15 protein-coding genes and 2 tRNA genes are annotated in these 19,032 nt (G+C 38.6%); 6 read left to right on the top strand and 11 right to left on the bottom strand.

The genetic code is table 11. The features are described 5' to 3' along the window. Window positions 1-12: 12 nt before the first annotated feature. From AC21OH_RS07605 to AC21OH_RS07595, 3 genes are all read left to right on the top strand, one after another. Window positions 13-513: a hypothetical protein gene (locus AC21OH_RS07605; protein ID WP_487370832.1), complete on the top strand. Its 501-nt coding sequence runs from the start codon at window positions 13-15 to the stop codon at window positions 511-513. A 311-nt stretch (window positions 514-824) separates the two neighbouring features. After that, window positions 825-1,187: an arsenate reductase gene (locus tag AC21OH_RS07600; protein WP_487370831.1), complete on the top strand. Its 363-nt coding sequence runs from the start codon at window positions 825-827 to the stop codon at window positions 1,185-1,187. Window positions 1,188-1,391: 204 nt separating this feature from the next. After that, window positions 1,392-1,733 carry a hypothetical protein gene (locus AC21OH_RS07595; RefSeq protein ID WP_487370830.1) on the top strand — a complete coding sequence of 114 codons (342 nt, stop codon included), beginning with the start codon at window positions 1,392-1,394 and terminating at the stop codon, window positions 1,731-1,733. Between the two features lie 188 nt (window positions 1,734-1,921). Here AC21OH_RS07595 and argB read toward each other — a convergent pair whose 3' ends face one another. From argB to hemB, 6 genes are all read right to left on the bottom strand, one after another. Further along, window positions 1,922-2,833, bottom strand: coding sequence for an acetylglutamate kinase (gene argB, locus AC21OH_RS07590; protein ID WP_486536216.1), 912 nt, complete (start codon window positions 2,831-2,833; stop codon window positions 1,922-1,924). A 280-nt stretch (window positions 2,834-3,113) separates the two neighbouring features. Continuing rightward, entirely contained in the window at window positions 3,114-5,024 is a 1,911-nt protein-coding gene (locus tag AC21OH_RS07585; protein WP_487370829.1) for a phosphohexomutase domain-containing protein, read from the bottom strand. Window positions 5,025-5,339: 315 nt separating this feature from the next. Beyond that, on the bottom strand, window positions 5,340-5,804 hold the full coding sequence (gene dut / locus AC21OH_RS07580; protein ID WP_486536214.1) for a dUTP diphosphatase: 465 nt from the start codon (window positions 5,802-5,804) through the stop codon (window positions 5,340-5,342). 31 nt (window positions 5,805-5,835) lie between these two features. Continuing rightward, a complete protein-coding gene (gene mgtE, locus AC21OH_RS07575; protein WP_487370828.1) occupies window positions 5,836-7,227 on the bottom strand; it encodes a magnesium transporter in 1,392 nt (463 codons plus the stop codon). 175 nt (window positions 7,228-7,402) lie between these two features. Beyond that, window positions 7,403-9,436 (bottom strand): UvrD-helicase domain-containing protein, encoded by a 2,034-nt coding sequence (locus AC21OH_RS07570; RefSeq protein WP_486536212.1) that lies wholly within the window; start codon window positions 9,434-9,436, stop codon window positions 7,403-7,405. A gap of 394 nt (window positions 9,437-9,830) precedes the next feature. Continuing rightward, window positions 9,831-10,841, bottom strand: a complete 1,011-nt coding sequence (hemB, locus tag AC21OH_RS07565) for a porphobilinogen synthase (protein WP_487370827.1) — start codon at window positions 10,839-10,841, stop codon at window positions 9,831-9,833. A 214-nt stretch (window positions 10,842-11,055) separates the two neighbouring features. Here hemB and AC21OH_RS07560 point away from each other — a divergent pair, with 214 nt between their 5' ends. Then, complete coding sequence (locus AC21OH_RS07560; RefSeq protein ID WP_487370826.1) at window positions 11,056-12,303, top strand: LD-carboxypeptidase; 1,248 nt, start codon at window positions 11,056-11,058, stop codon at window positions 12,301-12,303. A gap of 464 nt (window positions 12,304-12,767) precedes the next feature. Here AC21OH_RS07560 and AC21OH_RS07555 read toward each other — a convergent pair. The 4 genes from AC21OH_RS07555 to AC21OH_RS07540 all read right to left on the bottom strand — a co-directional run bounded on the left by AC21OH_RS07555 (window position 12,768) and on the right by AC21OH_RS07540 (window position 15,156). Next, window positions 12,768-12,854: transfer RNA gene (locus AC21OH_RS07555), tRNA-Leu, on the bottom strand. 118 nt (window positions 12,855-12,972) lie between these two features. After that, a tRNA-Cys gene (locus AC21OH_RS07550) sits at window positions 12,973-13,046 on the bottom strand. A gap of 261 nt (window positions 13,047-13,307) precedes the next feature. Further along, complete coding sequence (locus AC21OH_RS07545; RefSeq protein ID WP_487370825.1) at window positions 13,308-13,439, bottom strand: putative transporter small subunit; 132 nt, start codon at window positions 13,437-13,439, stop codon at window positions 13,308-13,310. A gap of 73 nt (window positions 13,440-13,512) precedes the next feature. Then, window positions 13,513-15,156 (bottom strand): sodium:solute symporter family protein, encoded by a 1,644-nt coding sequence (locus AC21OH_RS07540; protein WP_487370841.1) that lies wholly within the window; start codon window positions 15,154-15,156, stop codon window positions 13,513-13,515. Window positions 15,157-16,244: 1,088 nt separating this feature from the next. Here AC21OH_RS07540 and folD point away from each other — a divergent pair. Next, the gene (folD, locus tag AC21OH_RS07535; RefSeq protein ID WP_487370824.1) at window positions 16,245-17,108 is read left to right on the top strand and encodes a bifunctional methylenetetrahydrofolate dehydrogenase/methenyltetrahydrofolate cyclohydrolase FolD; all 864 of its coding nucleotides are present in this window, start codon (window positions 16,245-16,247) and stop codon (window positions 17,106-17,108) included. A gap of 159 nt (window positions 17,109-17,267) precedes the next feature. Next, window positions 17,268-17,720 carry a phosphate-starvation-inducible protein PsiE gene (locus tag AC21OH_RS07530; RefSeq protein ID WP_486536207.1) on the top strand — a complete coding sequence of 151 codons (453 nt, stop codon included), beginning with the start codon at window positions 17,268-17,270 and terminating at the stop codon, window positions 17,718-17,720. Window positions 17,721-17,821: 101 nt separating this feature from the next. Here AC21OH_RS07530 and corA read toward each other — a convergent pair whose 3' ends face one another. Then, window positions 17,822-19,030: a magnesium/cobalt transporter CorA gene (corA, locus tag AC21OH_RS07525; RefSeq protein ID WP_487370823.1), complete on the bottom strand. Its 1,209-nt coding sequence runs from the start codon at window positions 19,028-19,030 to the stop codon at window positions 17,822-17,824. Window positions 19,031-19,032: the final 2 nt, after the last annotated feature.

The following is a 19,032-nucleotide window of genomic DNA, read 5'->3' as shown; positions in this document are numbered from 1 at the left end:
AAGGCTTTGATTATGTATAAATTTGAAGAAATACTTCCTCTCATTGAACATGGTTATGGAAAAGTATGTTGTCGAAAGCGAGTGCGTTTTGGTAATAGCATAAGTATAGATTTTGGTAATAAAGTATTTCATCATAAACCTAAACTGGTCGATCCCTTTTATGGTGAATGGAGTTTTAGTTGTTATCATAGACTATGGCGGATTTTGCAAGGTAATAAAGTAATTCTTGAAGGAGTTAACGATATTTATGACTATGAAGAGACAGATTGCATACTACAACAAATTGACTTCGGAAAGTTAGTAGAAGTTATAGTTCTAAATACTCATGATATAGCTATAGTACTTGATAACGGCATTCGCATAGAGTTTTTAGCAGATATTGAAGAGGAAGATACATTAGAAGTCTTTTTGCCTCACAATAAAATTCTTGTCTATTATGCTGGTAAAGGATGGGAATATGGCAGGGGCGAATTACCATGGCCAAATCATCTTGAGCTTGATTATGAACTTTAACGTAGTTTTTATGTTTAGTTAAAAAAGTACTACCGTACTTGGCTAAATATTTGATTAATCAGCTGTAGTTCTAGCGTATACTTCAACATCATAAAACTTAAACTATCTTAGTGTTACTTTTCTGAATAACTTATAACGGATTAGCTTCATATTTGTAGTCCACCTTAGTGCTTATCTACTTCAGCTTCGAACTTTATTATGAGCGTATTGAATTAATGAGCCATTCATACTACAGCTGGATTAGAGCTTTCATCATAACGACTAAGTTTAATAAAGTACTTTAAGTACTTGCGTTTTAATAGGTATAAATTATGACCATCACAATCTACGGCATCAAAGCCTGTGGCACCATGAAAAAAGCATTTACTAAACTGGATGACATGGGCGTCGCTTACGACTTTCATGACTACAAGAAACAAGGTATAGACAGGGATAGCGTGCAACGTTGGGTTGATGAACTGGGTATAGATAAAGTTCTAAACAAGCGGGGCACAACGTGGCGTAAACTGACTGACGATCAAAAAGCTGCCGCCGATTCAGATGTTAATAAAGCCATTAAATTGTTGGTTGAAAATACCAGTATGATTAAACGCCCTATAGTGGAAGGCTCAGATGAGCATCAAGATATTATATTATGTGGGTACGATTCAGATATGTTTGAGGATACATTTTAGTCGTCTTAATATCCATGCTATTTTCATCAACTATTCTTTATATATACAAAAATACGGTCTACACTTAAATTATCGCGAAATATTTTGCCATAATATAAAACCAACGTTTAACCCATCAACCCAAAGAGTTTAGAACATCAATTAAAACATTAAGGATGAATGATGAAAAATTTATTAATGATAAGTATGTTAGGATTAGGGGCTATGTTTGCAGCAGTTAACGCGAGTGCTACAGAGTCTGTTACAAATGTACAATTTTTCAGTGATAATTACTGCGGAAGCTATAGCAGTAATATGAAAAATGGAAAGAATTTTAAATTGTATCTAAATGCTAATCAAGAGTTAGTCATACTAAATGACGGTAATGACCAAGTGAACGTTGCCTATGTTGAGGGACCCTCTGGTCGATTGGTAGGCAATCATTCACATTATGATAACGGCCCAGCAGATTATGCTACCTCATATCGCACACAAAGAAGAGGAGAGCATTACATTAAGGTCTATGGTAATGATTCCAGAAGCTCTATAGAGATTTGTGCGTACTAGTGTCTATATTAAGGCTCGATATATGTTGTATGTGATAAAAGGTGGCTAGTTACTATATTAATAATATTACTATAGGCAAAATAGCCGTATTGACTGTCTTTATCTTAGATAACTAAGTGGAAATAGCATAGCTATTTTAAAAAATTTAATAATCCAAGCTAAATCATATTTAGCTTGGGTTTTTTTATTTAACTTAACGCTTTTTTTAGATTTCGGCTAATCAAGGTACCCACCCCTTCATTAGTAAAGATTTCAAGTAAGGTGGCATTCGGAACCCGGCCATCCACAATAACCGCACTTTTTACGCCTCCACGTACCGCATCCAGCGCACATTGTATTTTCGGAATCATACCGCCAGAAATGGTGCCGTCTTCTATAAGCGTATCGACTTTTTTAGGCGTAAGTCCGGTCATAACCTGACCGCTTTTATCCATAACACCTTTGATGTTAGTCAGCAGCATTAGTTTTTCAGCCCCTATAAACTCAGCGACTTTTCCCGCAACCAAATCTGCATTGATGTTGTAACTGTCCCCAGCTTCATCAACCCCAATAGGCGCTATAACAGGAATAAAATTGGATCTAATGAGCATCATAATGACATCTTTATTGACACTAACGACATCCCCAACATACCCTAAATCAATGTCTTGATTGACACCCTTTTCATCAGCTTTACTCATAAATAGCTTTTTTGCCAGAATTAGGTTGGCATCTTTACCGGTAAGTCCGATGGCGCGGCCGCCATGCTGATTTATGAGGCTGACAATTGACTTGTTAACACTACCGCCTAAGACCATTTCAACCACATCCATCGTCGCTTTATCAGTGACGCGCATACCATCAATACGATCTGACTGACGACCCAACTCTTTTAGCAAACTATCTACTTGAGGCCCGCCGCCATGCACGACGACTGGATGTAAGCCAACTGTTTTAAGCAGTACAATATCTCGCGCAAATGAGCTTTCAAGAACAGGGTCTGTCATGGCGTTACCCCCATATTTTACAACTATAATTTTGTCTTCAAAACGTTGAATATAAGGTAACGCAGTGGTTAACACTTCAGCGGTGGTTTTGGCTTCAGCTAAATTTAATGACATAGAGGGCTCTTTTGCAGAAAGTTGATTCATTGCGAAAAAATTCTTAATTAAATGGTCTTATTAAGATGATTTTAATACATAAGCTATATTATAAGGTAAAGCCTTCATAAATTAGCTATTTTAAAATTGGTTTTTTAAAATTAGCTACTTTATTTGATTATCAAATGGAGTGGTTTGCAGCGCTAAGATAGATTAAAAAGGGTTAAATCATGAGGCATAACCATTTATGTTTCAAATTTATCCATTCGAAGATAATATTGATACTGAGACCCTGCACACTTTACGCAGAAATATGGGCGACTTCTTTGGCAAGCTCTAAGTCGATACGTTGGCACAATTCAACGAAATACGCTTTAATTTCATTAAGGTCAGTATGCGAATCAGCAGCAAAGCGAACGGTCAAACTATTGCTAGTATTGGACGGCCGAATAATGCCAAACCCATGTTCAAAATCAAGTCTTAATCCGTCAATACAGGTTAACGTAATGCCTTGAGATTTAAAATAGTTTTGAGTTTTGAGGGTATCACAAAGAGTAGAGAGTTTTTTGACTATAGGTGCAGATGCGGTTGTCCGTTTATGGGTTGTCTCATTTGTGGTTATGGGGCTGTTAGCGATGTTAGCATGATTATAGCGATGTAGTGGTAAGTAAACATCTGATGTACTGACCATAGTAGGAAGCGCGTCAACTATTTCAGTTAGACTATCAGGAAGACCGAGCTGTGATTGATATCGTAACCAGTTTATTAAACGTAAAGCGGCATACATCGCATCGTCATGAAGTAGGAAATGACCGTCGTTAAACAGGAAGTGGCCTGATAATTCCCCAGCGAATAACACGCAGGGTGTTGTTTCGATTTTTGAAGGTTTATGCTGGTTATTTTGCTTATGCGGCTTATGTTGTAAGGCTCGGCGTAAGATACTGCTTCCTGTCTTACTCATTTGCGGTATGGCACCGATTTGCTCAATAAGTCTTGGTAAATGATGGGAGCATTTGACATCGAATATTACGCTCGGATCTATAGCTTGATGTGCGTTATCTTCTATTGATACTCGTGCCAAAAGATACAGTAGATGATCAGGTAGTAAGGGTTTGCCACTACTGTCTAATACCATGAGCCGGTCACCATCGCCATCAAAAGCCAGTCCCAAGTCCGCCTGGTGATAAATTACTGAACGGCTGAGTTCTTCAAGGCGATGAGCTTCCATCGGGTCTGGATTACCTTTGGGAAAATCCCCATTAGCATCTTGGTTTAAAACAATTACTTCGGAAAATAAATCAACATGTTGGGAGAAGAAGTTTTTTGAAAAAAGTCCTGTGGCACCATTTAAGCAATCAATAACGATTTTAAAACGTTTAGGCTTCGAAGATGTACTTTCTTCAGACCTTGTTTGAGCATTAGGATTTAAAGAATTGTAATTAAAATCAGATTGTAAAGGTTTATGCGCTGAGACCATATCGGTTAAGGGTAGAGGATTAGGTAGGCGGGTAGGCTCAAGATTAGGTATAGGATGATAAATGGGTTTTGCAGGTATGTGACTGTGCAAAGCACAATGCTTGGGAGCGCGGATAGCATTAATGGACTCTATTGCCGCAACGGCGCTATCAATATAGGTTTGAGCAACTTGGGACGCAACTAGCTTTTTAACATATGAAGTAGTGATATGGCTAGTAGTGACGTTTTGCTGATTCTCTAGTAAATCGGTAACGTATGGAGCAGCTGTATTTAGTAAACTATTAACAGTGCTGCATTTATTTTTAGCAGCGTACTTATTGATCTGATGAGTTTGTAATCGCTCGTATATATCTTGAATGCACTGCTCATCAGGAGACTCGCTAGCGATAAGCCACTTTAATCCACATATGTGTTTTTCTGAATGGCTAGCAGTCGCAATTATGCCATGCCCTTCATATTGATTAGCCCAAAAGGCCATAATCGGTGTGGTAACAAGACCAAGCCATATAACTTCTAGATTCCAATTGGTGCAGTGCTTAGCCATACATTCAGCGATTCTTTGACTGGCGTGACGCACGTCATAACCCACAACTATGGTGTTCGCTTTTGCAGTTAGGGCATAATATCTTGCGAAGTCATGACTTAAAGCCTCGATATAAGCTTGGGTGAATAACGTTTCATCACCACGAATGTCGTAAGCTTTAAATAAACCATGCTGCGCTTTAAATGGGTGCATCAGCTTTATATGACTCCAATATAAGATAAATTATAATCTTACATTTTTATTACAAATACAATTATTGTTAAGTAAATAGATTATCAAGCCAAAAATATCAAATTAATAAGCTATTCAAAAACGCCTAATTAACAACATATTAAAATCTTAACGTTCTGACGATTACGCCTAGAGTGATTTATACATAACGTTTTAGAACGAAAATTAAGCTTAATAATAAAAATAACTTAATATTTAATTAAATTAAATAGTTTATTAATACATACTATACATAATTTGTATATACAATAATTGATAATATCTGATGATATTTGATTATTCTCGCCCTGAATGACCAAACCCACCTTCACCACGTGTACTGGTTTCAGTAAATGACGCCACTATTTCAAATGAGGGGCGTACTACGGGTACAACCATATATTGAGCCATACGTTCAGCTGGCTTTAGAATAAAATCCTCTTCGCTGCGGTTCCAAATACTGACCATGAGCTCACCTTGATAGTCTGCATCGATTAACCCAACAAGATTACCCAGTACGATTCCATGCTTATGACCTAACCCAGAGCGTGGCAAAATTATACCAGCATAATTTGGATCTTGGATGTAGATTGCCATACCTGTCCCAATGAGTTTGGTTTCACCCGCTTTAATTGTAATAGCCTCATCAATACAAGCCCGCAAATCAATGCCTGCTGAACCATCTGTCGCACGGGTTGGCATCGGAAACTTAGGGTCATTACCTATCTTTGAGTTTAGAATTTTTACTTGTACAGAATTCATGAGTGTTCCAGTCGTTAAGTATTAAATAGATTTATAGTATCAAAACGCTTGCTAGTCCTAAGAAGGACATAAAGCCTACAATATCTGTTACCGTTGTCAAAATAACAGAAGCAGAAAGTGCAGGGTCAATATTCATACGTTTAAGCATGAGTGGGATGCTAATACCCGCCACGTTCGCTGCGGTCATATTTATGGCAATGGCACAACCTATAACAATACTAATAAGTGGTTCATTAAACCATAGCTGTGCTATCGCCGACATGATAACTGCCCAAATAATACCATTTATCGCCCCGACCCAAAGCTCTTTGTTTAACAGCCACAATCGGTTGGAACCAGCGATTTGACCCATTGCTAATCCGCGTATAACCACGGTTAAGGTTTGGCTGCCGGATATACCGCCCATACTCGCGACGACAGGCATTAATATTGCCAGTGACACAACTTGTGCCAAAACTGCCTCAAATTGACCAATTACAACAGCTGCCAATAGCGCTGTTAACAGATTAATGCCTAGCCATACGCTGCGACTTTTAGCACTTCGTAATACAGGCGCAAATAACTCTTCATCATCACTCACACCTGCTAAGTGCTTCATTGTACTATCGACATCATCTTGTATGATTTCCATAATATCATCAGCATTGAGCTGACCGACCAGCTCACCAAATCCATTAACTACAGGGGCATAGCGAATATCTGTTGCCCTAAATATGGCGGCCGCGTCTTGAATATCCATACGATCGTTAATGGTTATAGCAGGGTCGATCCAACGTTCAACCAGCGTATGCTGTGGGTACTTGATCAGATCTACCAAGCTTAACAGTCCCAATAATTGATGACTGGCGTCTACAACAATTAATTCTTGGTCTTCATCGTCTAGCAAATCTTGATCTTGACGCAAGAATTCCTGTACTTGGGTCAGGGTAATATTGCCTTGAATCTGAATGGTTTCGGGATCCATATAATCACCGACTTCATTCTCATCATAGGTATTTAACTTAGTAACTTGTAGCCGAACGTCATTGTCAAGGCTTGACATTACCTCTGTACGGACGTCTTCTTCAACCGTATCTAAAATCTCAGCAATATCCTGTGCGTCCAAATCTTCTGCAAGCGTTTCAATCTCGCCCGCCTGCATGTTTTTCATCAGTGAGGAACGGATATCATCATCAACTTCAGCCAACACCTCGCCTTTAAGCTCAATAGGTACTTGACGCCAAATTATACGCCGATGATCGCTTGGGAAAGATTCTAGAAGATTAGCAATCTCATACTCAGTTTGATCTTCTAAAAACTCCGACATCGAATCGCGGTCTTTATCCGCAACGAGTCCTTGCAAATAAATCAGTTTGCCTTCTGCACTGTCGTAGCTATCTGACAGGGTCTCATATTTAGACTTGTGCTCAGTATGTATGGTCATGGACGCCCTCAGAGTAGAGATATAAAGATCAATAGACCCGAATACGAAAGAATAAATAATACAAATAAAAACGACAGGATTGCATCCTGCCATTAAAGGTGTATTTTACAATATTCTTAATTTTTTGTTTGTGAATATATAGGGTAATTCTAGCTCAAATAGGGACACGTCCTCATTATTTCTTCTTTAATAAAGCTTTAATGTTCGCCATATATTCATTCGCAACAAGCTGAGGATCACGCTCGGCTTTTTTCTTTTTGGCATTTGCAGGCCAATCAAGATGTTCTTCTGGCATCTCTTCTAAAAAGCGGCTTTGGGTTGTGGTTCGCATCTGTCCACCACCTCTACGCTGAGCTGCAAGCGTTAGTGTAAGCTCGCGGCGTGCCCTCGTTATACCCACATACATGAGTCGGCGTTCTTCATCTATCGACTCTCCTATAATTGAGTTACGGTGTGGTAATAATTCTTCTTCAAGCCCCATAATATAAACATAGTCAAACTCAAGTCCTTTTGCAGCATGTAGGGTCATTAGATTTACTTTGTTGGTATTTTCTTCTTCTTGTTGCTGTTCAAGCATATCGAGCAAGACCAGTTTGCGTATGACGGCATCAATCGTTTTATCATCATCGTCATCTGCACGATTGATAAGCGCTTGGATACTAGTATAAAGAACCTCAATGTTATCCAAACGGTTCTTTTCTTGTTGTGGTGTCTTAGCATCACTACGCACAAAATCAATATAACCGGTCTCATCAATCATCTGACGCACTAACGGCACAGGGTCAGGGTGCTGATCAAGCTCACGGGTGTAATGCTCAATAAAATCTCCAAAATCTTTTAACGTACTATAGGCTTTTGTAGGCAGTACATGCGGTAGACCACCGTGGGTACAAGCTGCCAAAAGCGAAATGCTGTGTTCTTGAGCAAATAATCCTAGTTTTTCAAGCGTGGCAGGACCAAGTCCCCGTTTAGGTGTGTTTACAATTCTCAAAAAAGCGCTGTCATCTTCAGGGTTTAATATGAGGCGTAAGTAACCCATGACATCTTTAATTTCACTGCGCGAAAAGAAGGATTGACCCCCTGATAGTTGATACGGTACTTGGAACTGACGTAACTGAGCTTCTAGCATACGCGCTTGAAAGTTACTGCGGTATAAAACCGCATATTGTTCCCACTCATTACCATTACGCAGTTTATGCGCGACAATCTCTTTAGCGACGCGCTCAGCTTCATCATCATCATTACGACAGTTGATGATACGTATTTTTTCACCCTGTCCTTTATCTGACCATAAAGCTTTATCAAACAAATGCTCATTGTTCATAATGACCGTGTTGGCGGCGTTCAAGATACGGTTGGTTGAGCGATAATTTTGCTCAAGCTTAATGACTTTAAGCTTTGGAAAATCCTCTTTTAATAACGCCATATTTTCGGGACGAGCGCCGCGCCACGCATAAATGGATTGATCGTCATCACCAACCACCGTAAATTTGCCCGTCGTACCTACAATGAGTTTAATGAGCTCATACTGAGCGGTATTGGTATCTTGGTATTCATCCACCAGTAAATAGCGGATGCGGTTTTGCCACTTATCACGTAGCTGCTGATTTTCACGCAATATTTTGGCCGGCAAGACAATCAAATCATCAAAATCTACGGCATTATAAGCTCTTAAATTTCGCTCATATAGGGCGTACAAATTAGCGAATATGGTGTCTTCAGGGTCATCCAATGTTTCTAGCGCTTTATCAGGTTCAATCAAATCATTTTTCCAATCTGATATAAACTTGATGGCTTTGGCAACCAGTTCACGGCTTTCTGCACCTGATAAGTTATCACGCATCATAAGCTCCATAAGTAGGCGCTTACTGTCATCGGCATCCATGATCGAGAAGTTGCCTTTTAAAGGAGTATGTAGCAACTCGTATCGTAAGAATTGTAAACCGAACTGATGGAAAGTTGAGACGGTTAAGCCGCGCATTTTATCTTTTGGCAGTAGCGTGGAGACACGCGCTTTCATCTCACGAGCAGCCTTATTGGTAAACGTTACGGCAGTGATTCGCTCGGCGGGTATATTGCCTTGTTCAATAAGGTAGGCGATTTTTTGAGTAATTACGGAAGTTTTCCCAGAGCCTGCACCTGCTAATACGAGAAGGGGGCCAGATACATACGTCATCGCCTCTTGTTGTTTTGGATTAAGCTTACTCATGGCACACCTTTATCTTCACGCATTAAAATAGAATCGGTTAACAAACCAATCCATAATTACAATAAATTGCTAAAGTTCTTCAATTTTTACCGAGTGGTTATTATAGGGGTTCAATATGAAATCACAACTAACTTAACTAAAATGATTAAGATAATAAGCTAAGACATAATCAATAAACGATAGTCGGCGAACTTATAAAGAGTCACGGTGTTAACCTCGTTAAGCTTACCCTAGTAGTACTTGCACTTGGTTGCCTTGTGACTACTTTAAAGTTCTTTGACCATACGATTGGCATAGATGACAGCCAGATTGTTGTTTTTTAATAAAAAATCCCCAATCTTCAATAGATTAGGGAAGGGGTCTACACAAGTTCAGTTAAAGTAATGAATAAGAATTATCTTAAAGCATTCAACTGTTTAGCAGCTTCTAAGGCAAAATAAGTTAAGATGCCGTCTGCACCTGCACGGCGAAATCCAATAAGAGACTCGAGGATAACAGCATCGGTTAACCATCCATTTTCAATCGCAGCCTTATGCATCGCATATTCACCAGATACTTGGTAGGCAAAAGTTGGCACACCAAAGGTGTTTTTAACCTCACGTATGAGGTCTAAATATGGCTGACCGGGTTTAATCATGACCATATCAGCACCTTCATTTATATCCATAGCGACTTCATGTAACGCTTCTGCTCGATTTCCAAAGTCCATTTGATATTGTTTTTTATGACCGCCTTTTAAGTTACCTGCACTACCGACAGCATCGCGAAAAGGGCCATAGTATGCCGAAGCATATTTAGCAGAATATGCCATCAATGCCGTATTCGCAAAACCTTCTGTTTCTAGTGCTTCTCGCATAGCCAAAATACGTCCATCCATCATATCACTCGGGGAGATGATGTCTGCCCCAGCACGCGCATGTGCCAGTGCTTGCTCCACTAAAACATCAACTGTTTCATCGTTAATAACATAGCCTGAGTTATCTATTAACCCATCTTGACCATGTGTGGTATAAGGATCTAATGCCACATCTGTCATAACAACCATCTCGGGCACATGTTCTTTTAGCGCACGGACCGCACGACACGTCAATCCATCAGGATTATAAGCTTCACGGCCATCTTCAGTTTTCAAACTGCTATCGATTACAGGGAAAATATCAACTGTGGTTACACCCTCAGCAAGTAGCTCTTTGGCGTATTCTATTAATAGATCAATTGATAACCGTTCGACACCTGGCATGCTAGCCACGGCCTCACGCTGATTTTCACCTTCTAATACAAAGACAGGAGCAATAAAGTGTTTAGGATGTAGCTCAACTTCACGTATCATTGAGCGAACATTATCGTGAACTCTTAAACGACGTAAACGGGTATGAGGATAGGTACGATTGAATGTATAACTCATAATAATTCCTATAATAATGATATTAAAATGATATTAAAATGACCCTAAATACAATTAAAGTCATTAAAGTTAATATTAAGATTTAAACAGTGACTAGGAACATGGACTAGAATAACTTATGTTTTTTTGTTCCAATATTATAACGTAGACAACACTAGGTTTTGGGTTTTAGATATGATACAAGATATATCTAATTCATTGATTTGAGGTGAGTATGAGTGATTCGCAACACTCTATAGAGCTTAATACAACAAGTTTAGACCGTAGACGATTTCTAAAGCTAATCGCGTTCGGTATCGGTGGCTTGAGTATATTGGGAAGTTATCCAAAAAAGGCAAACACTAAGACGCTTACATCTTCTGATAAGAGTTTGTTTAATAACAATAATCCTAATAACTCTAATCCTAATAACTCTAATGACCTTAATCACCTAAATCACAATAAAAATAAGAACGATAACTTAAAGAACAATAATATTAAATGCCGTACACCCATCATTTCCACTCGTTTGTTTGCAAGCTCTAATGCTGGGATGAATGAGTCCAGAAACACATTAGGCGTAAAGCGGTTAGCTTGTGCTGGTTTTGATATTCAAAATCCCGACATAATGCGCAGACAGTATCTACGCTTTGGCGGAACGGATCAGCAGCGGGCTAGCGACTTACAGAACATTGCAACTGGTGCGGTACCAGCCCCTAAAATGCTGATGGCTATAAGAGGTGGTTATGGTGCTATTCGCTTACTTGAGCATATTGACTGGATATCGCTTGGGCATGTTCTTAAAGAGCAGGGGACTATATTTGCAGGCTTTAGTGATGTGACTGCGCTTCAATGTGCTTTATTGGCACAAGGTAATATGAGTAGCTTATCAGCACCGATGTTGTACAGCGAGTTTGGCAAAAAACAACCAGATAAAGTGAGCTGCCAAGCGTTTGTTAATGCCATTACCAACCCAAACTTAGTTATACCCTTACCGGAGCAGCAGTATTCGTTGTTAAAGCGACCTCTCTCAGGTGTCCTTTGGGGTGGCAACTTAAGTGTGATGTCGGCTTTGGTAGGAAGTCCTTATCTGCCAAGTCCAAGCGGAGGTATTGTATTTTTAGAGGAGGTTGGTGAGCAGCCCTATCAAGTAGAGCGTATGTTGTATAGTCTGTATTTAGCAGGTATCTTTAAGAATCAACAAGCCATTATATTGGGCGCATTTAGTGGTACGGGAGAAGACAGTTATGATGCTCGATATGATATGGGGGTAGTTATAAAGCAGTTAAAGCGTATCACAGGCTTGCCTGTATTTACAGGAATGCCTTTTGGGCATGTGGCTGGCAAGCATAGCTTTCCCTTAGGTTCGGTATGTACTTTAACGCCAGATAACGAATCATTGCAGCTTAAGTTTAGCGGATATCCTACTATTGAGGCTCAGCATATTTATCCTGAAGGATTGTGGGCTTCGAATAGGGCTTAATACAATACTTAATACTTTTTTAAATATAAATCTAAGAGAGCTTATGAATATTTTAACTGAACTAACAGCGCATATTACATTTTTTGGAATAGTAGGCCTAATACTAGGTATTGCAATGGGGTACATATATAAAATTATTAAAAAGCGGAAGTCTGATTAATATATCTAGTAAAGAGTGCAGATGTAGATAATTTTTATTTAAATGGACAGTTTGAGTTTTCTAACAAGCTACCCTTAGTTCTTATTAATAACTACTATTCGACCATGTAAATCAAACTAGTGTGAACATTTATAATCGGGCTAAGACTGATTGTAAGAAGTTACTATGCGTTATAATCCTATAAGTATTTAAGTCTAATACTCATGTCATCTTGGGTATTATACGGGTATTTAAAACCCACAAAACACCCAAACAAAAAAAGGCTTCCAATTGCTTGGAAGCCTTTCTTCTTATAACTAAAATATGGTACCCGGAGCCGGACTTGAACCGGCACGATCTTGCGATCGAGGGATTTTAAATCCCTTGTGTCTACCAATTTCACCACCCGGGCAAAACTTTTAAACTAAATTGCTAAACTTTAGCAACTCATTAAGTGCGCGTATATTATCATAAAATCAATATGCGTCAACACTTATTTTCTCAAACATATAAAAGCTTTAAGAATAATTTGGAGGCTGAGGTCGGAATCGAACCGGCGTCCACGGATTTGCAATCCGCTGCATAACCACTCTGCCACCCAGCCATTTGAGGTGAACTATAATAGCAAATTGAAATTAAATTACAAGGGTTATAAACGACTATATTTAAATTATATAAGTTATTTTGTTTATACTCAAAGCTATTAACGTTATTCAATAGATTGAACAAAATAAAAAGCATACTTAGATTGTCTATAAACATAGTAATTAAAACATAAAACTAAATATGATACTTAAACTATATTCGTAAACTAAACAAAGTATGCTTTGAATGATCCAACAAATTAACCGTTTATCAGTAATGGTTAAACTATTTCTTTATTCTGTGCTTTCGCTTTTTTAGCATCTCGATAGGTGGCAGTACAAATCAGAATCAATACACCTAAAGTTATTGCAGGCCAAATTAAAATATACAGTCCGTAAGCAAATGTGCTCATATTTACCTCCTTATATTTAGAATACAAATAAAATATGATTTAAAACTATGTACAGTGACAATTCAAACGGTAATCAAGATGAAGATGATTCTTGCGTGTTTGGTTTGTCATAGCTGCCGACACGCTCTTTGATTAAATCAAAATCAAAGCGCTCTTTATTCAGTAAGCTCAATGCGACACAAGCTATTGTACTGACACCATAGGCAGTTAATGAAGATAATAATACCTCATAATCACGAAGGAACCCTGTGGCGTAGATAAGCATTAATACTAACGTTATAAAAGCGGCGATGATGCCTAATTTGCGTCCGAAAAAGCCAAATATCATTAAGCCTATAACTACCGCAGCGCCAACGCTTGCAAAGATTTCAAACATTAAGGCAATACCGCCTTCAATAGGCAATAGCTCAAAACGAGCAATACTGAAGAATAATAATGCCACGATAACAGAAGCGGTAAAAGCTAGATTAGTTACTCGATCCCAAAATACGCTAGCAATAACTGGAAAGACCACGGCGCCCCAAAGCGCACCAACGAAGACCAACATGACAAGTATATCCAGCTTTAGGCTGGCAAAAATTAAACCTAAAGCAGTTGCCACTACCATGGTGGCACGTCCAACAATCATCATTTTTTTGGGATTTGGATTGTCTTTGGCTATGTTTTTACCATATACATCTGCCATCATAATGGTTGAAAGCGCCGATAAGTCTGAGTCAGCAGTAGATGACAGAGACCCAATAACCAATATAAAAAACAAGGCAATAAATACAGGATGAAGGTATGTGCTTACCATTTGCGGGATTAAGTTATTCATATCACCATCAAGCGGCTGTATACCTACGGTCAATGCCATCAGACCAATCATTCCTAAACCAATCACAATACCTGCGTAGCCTACGGTTGCAGTAAAGAAAGTGGCTTTAATTTTAGATTTATCAATTGCAAATAAGCGCTGGGTAATGGTCTGGTTACCTATCGCATAAGCCAATACAGCCACAAAGTATGGGGCTCCTTGATGTAAGAAAGCTTCTGATGAGAAGAAATCTTGCTGCTGAGCAGTTAAGTTTGGTAGACCATCTACCATGGCTTGCGGGCCGCCCATAGCTAATAAGACCGCTGGAATAATTACCACACCGATTGCCATTAAAGCTACCAGCTGTGCAAAGTCAGTAAATACTGAAGCGCGAAAGCCTGAAGTTAGGGTATAGCTAAGAACCCCGACAGCAGCGATAAATACCCCCGTCTGGAAGGATAAAGGTGATAATACCGAAACCAAAGCACCTGCCGCGGTAAAATTGACCATCAAGCTAATTAAACTACCCATCAGGTTTGAGACTGCTAAGACCAATTGGCTAGATGATCCATGTCGAGCATTAATTAATTCACCTAAGGTATGACCATTAGGAGCTAACTGGCGAAAGCGCATACCAAATGGATATATGAATAGAATCATCAGTGCGCCCCAAAATCCATAATGAATAGGGCCTGATAATCCATACTTATAACCCGAAGTCGCTGCGGCATAAAAAGACGCCGCCCAAATCCAGGTCGCTGTCATACTAGCAGCGCCCATACCAAACCCAACCCCATGACCAGCAACCATAAAGCCTGAGGTGTTTTCTTTTTCCTTCTTAATCACTAATGAGAGTAAATAAGTCCCCCCATAAAAAGCCAGCATCATAATGATGATAGCCCATGCTGAAAATTGAAACAGTTCTTGAGCTTGCAAATCATTCTCCTTAATAAAATTTAAGAAAAAATGATGACTGTGGTTGATCTACATATTTCTAATGTCACCATCCTTATTTAAGTCCAGCTTCAATTCATATCTAAAAACTTTTGGCTCATATTTTGGACAAAAAAATGCCTGTACTATGGTGTAATAGGACAGGCCAGTTGTAACATCAGCATATCAATCTAAGATAATGCATAGCGATGCCGATGTATAAAGAAACTAAGCATAAAGCTACTAAATAGCTATTAAGGAAAGAACTGAAGCTAGAGCAAATGTATAAAACTTTACGTAATATCAAACACAATATTAAACGCAATATCAAATTTGTTACATCAAATTCTCAGAATCTAACTAATTCTCAGAGTCTAAGTTAGTCTTAAATTGACGTTCACATAAAGTATAAATTCACATAAAAAGCACACCTTTAAGAGATATCTTCTTCTCAAAATTGTGGTAATGTTTTTTATTTTATTGAAAGTAATAAGATAGTAGTCTTCAATTATCTTATAAGTTTGACAAAGGTAATACCCAATGCATATAACAAGTTAAAATAAATACGATGATTTAAATAAACCAATATGGGCTTTCCAAATTGAGGCTAATGCAAATACTAAGACATCGAGGTCTTTATGGCATCGGCCGATACTATTTAGCTATTCATAATCTGATAATAAATATGACTTAATCCGTTTAATAAAAATCATTTGAATACAAATTAAACAGGTATGAACAGCAAAATTTGCGAAACATAGAGTAACTTAAATCTGTATAAATTTCAAATTACATCTATCGAATTGATAGCTTTGATTTATTAAAAAATTTGAATTATAAGTATGTATTTATAGGTGCTCATTCATAGATACCCATTTATCGATAAACATAGCTAATGATAAAAAACCGCTATTAATGTACTTACAAGGTCTGATTATTTTAAGATCATAGGGTACAATAACCGTATAAAAAGCAAAGTTGAAATGCATAACCTTTAATGAATAAGAAAAGATCTATTAATACACTATTAGTATTATAAATTTACCGTATAAAATTTTTGGATTATGGAGCTTTATATGACCCAAACCACTGCCACACGTCTCGATGGTAAAGCACTTGCTAAACAAATTGAGACAGAACTTAGTCAACGCGTTTCTGCTCTCATTAAGAATACTGGTCGTACGCCTATATTGGCGACCATATTAGTGGGGGGTGATCCTGCTTCAGCAACGTATGTTCGCATGAAGGGAAATGCGTGCAAACGAGTTGGTATGGAGTCTATGCGTGTAGAAATGCCAGAAGAAACGACGACAGATGAGCTTTTAAATAAGATAAATGAGTTAAATCGTAACCCAGACGTACACGGTATCTTGCTACAACATCCAGTACCTGAACAAATTGATGAACGCGCATGCTTTGATGCCATTGATTTGGCCAAGGATGTGGATGGCGTTACCTCACTTGGGTTTGGGCGTATGAGTATGGGTGAGCCCGCTTATGGCTCATGTACACCGCAAGGTATTATGTATTTATTAGACCATAATGGCATTGATTTTGCAGGTAAACATGCAGTAGTCGTAGGGCGAAGTGCTATTTTGGGTAAGCCTATGGCACAAATGCTATTGAATGCGAACTGTACAGTAACGACCTGCCATTCTAGAACTCAAAACTTATCAGACCATGTTGGGCGTGCGGATATTGTGGTTGGTGCGGTAGGTGTTCCTGAACTGATCAAAAAGGAGTGGATCAAACCGGGCGCAGTTGTGGTAGATGCAGGCTTTCACCCAACGGATGAGGGCGGTGTGGGCGACATTGAGCTTAAGGGTATTGATTCAATTGCATCAGCTTATACACCTGTACCTGGAGGCGTAGGACCTATGACAATTAATACCTTAATACGTCAGACTGTTGAGGCGGCTGAGAAAGCGGCAGCTATGTAGTTATACCCGTTTAGCTAAAATCGATTTGCTAAAATCTATTTGCTAAATGCGATTAGCTTAGCTTGACTAGCTATAATGCCTTAATCAAAACAAGAATGATTTCTGACGGGCTTCTTACGATTGCATCAAACTATTAAGTGAAACTTAGAGGGGCTTTGAATGTTTGATAATAAAAAATGGCACGATCGAGTTCAAAGCTTTGGCGAGTTGATGGTAGATGTTGGTCACTATGTTGTATTGCTAGTGATATGTGCTGTTGTAATATGGGCAGCAGGTGCTGAGTTTATTGGGATTTTAGAAAAAGGCAAAGCTGCTTTAAAAGATATTTTGATGCTATTCATTTATTTAGAATTATTAGCAATGATTGGGATTTATTTTAAGACGCATCGTTTGCCTGTCCAGTTTCTTATCTATATCGCCATTACTGCATTATCACGACATTTGGTTGTGGATGTACAAGCCGTGTCCGATACTTATCATTTGTGGCTATTGATGACCATTACTGTTTCTATTTTTGTGCTAAGCCTGTCTATTGTACTGCTGACATGGACGTCAAATCAGTTTGGACGACCCGAAGATAATCATAAAAAAGTGCGCGATAAAGACCATTAAACATAAGATTGTGTCAAAACATTAGATGTTTATTAGGGCGACAATTTTAGCTTATATTAGTGTCTGGTCATCAATAGTAAGACATCTAAAATGTTATTAAGTTATAGCCAACCTGACTTCTTAAATTGGCGATATAGCACTAAACACGTCAAAAAAATCAAACCCAGAATGATGTAGTATGAATATTCATAATGTAATTCGGGCATAATATCGAAGTTCATGCCATAGATACCTGCAACCGCTGTTGGCACTGCAAGTATACCCGCCCACGCTGCTAACTTACGCACGACCTCGTTCTGCCCCATATTCACCATAGCCATATAAGTATCCATAGCGACACTCAACATCTCATTAAGTCCATTTACCGCATCTAATGCCCTAAGTAAATGGTCATTGATATCTCTAAAATATGGTTTGGCTGCATTAGGAAATGAAGCAGCAAGCTCTGTCTTTTTATGATTGATAAAAAAGTTACATATGTCCTGAACGGGTAACATAACGGCGCGCATATGTACTAATTGAGACTTCAATGTATAAAGGCTTTGCAACGTATTTTTGCTAAAGTTATATGAAAAAATAATGCGCTCTTGCTCTTTTAAGTACTCAGCCAAGCTGTCGGTAATAGGTAAATAGCTATCTACGACATAATCAAGGATGGCGTGTAATACAAATACCGGGCCCATACGCATTTTTTCAGGGCGTTTGTGACAATACGCGCGTACAGGGGCATAAGAGTGGGATGCTCCTGTGCGAATGGAAATAATGTAGTTATTACCCATAAACATTGAGGTCGTACCATAATGAATGGTATTTTCAGCTAAATAAGCGGTACGCACAACGACGAATATAGAGTCTTGTCCATAATTTTCGACTTTTGCACGCTGATTTTCATTAAACGCATCCTCTAATGCCAGCTCATGAATATCAAAAGCGTTTTTTACTTTATGGATAGTATCTATATTGGGATCATAAAGACCTAGCCAGATAAAATGATCCTTGTTGGCAAGTTGATCTGCAACATCATCGAGTTCAATTTCCTGTATAAACTCACCTGATTTTCTAGAATATACACAACAATTGACAATTTCATTGATGCCTGAACGTTCAAAATCCTCAACACGTTCGGCATCAGGATCGTATACTGGCATGGTTGATGACAACAGCTCAGAGGTTTGCTTTTCTTCATGATCGTTTGCAAAACTTTCAGGCTTTGTCGACTGTAAGATCTGCCTAGATTGCATTAAGTTATCAGCTTCCAAAGACTTGGCATACTGATAATCCGTAGTCTTAGACTGATTAGAATGAGGCATGC

Source organism: Psychrobacter sp. CX10, from assembly GCF_057621575.2.
The sequence above is the reverse complement of the archived record's forward strand: the minus strand, read 5'-3'. Positions and strand labels throughout refer to the sequence as shown.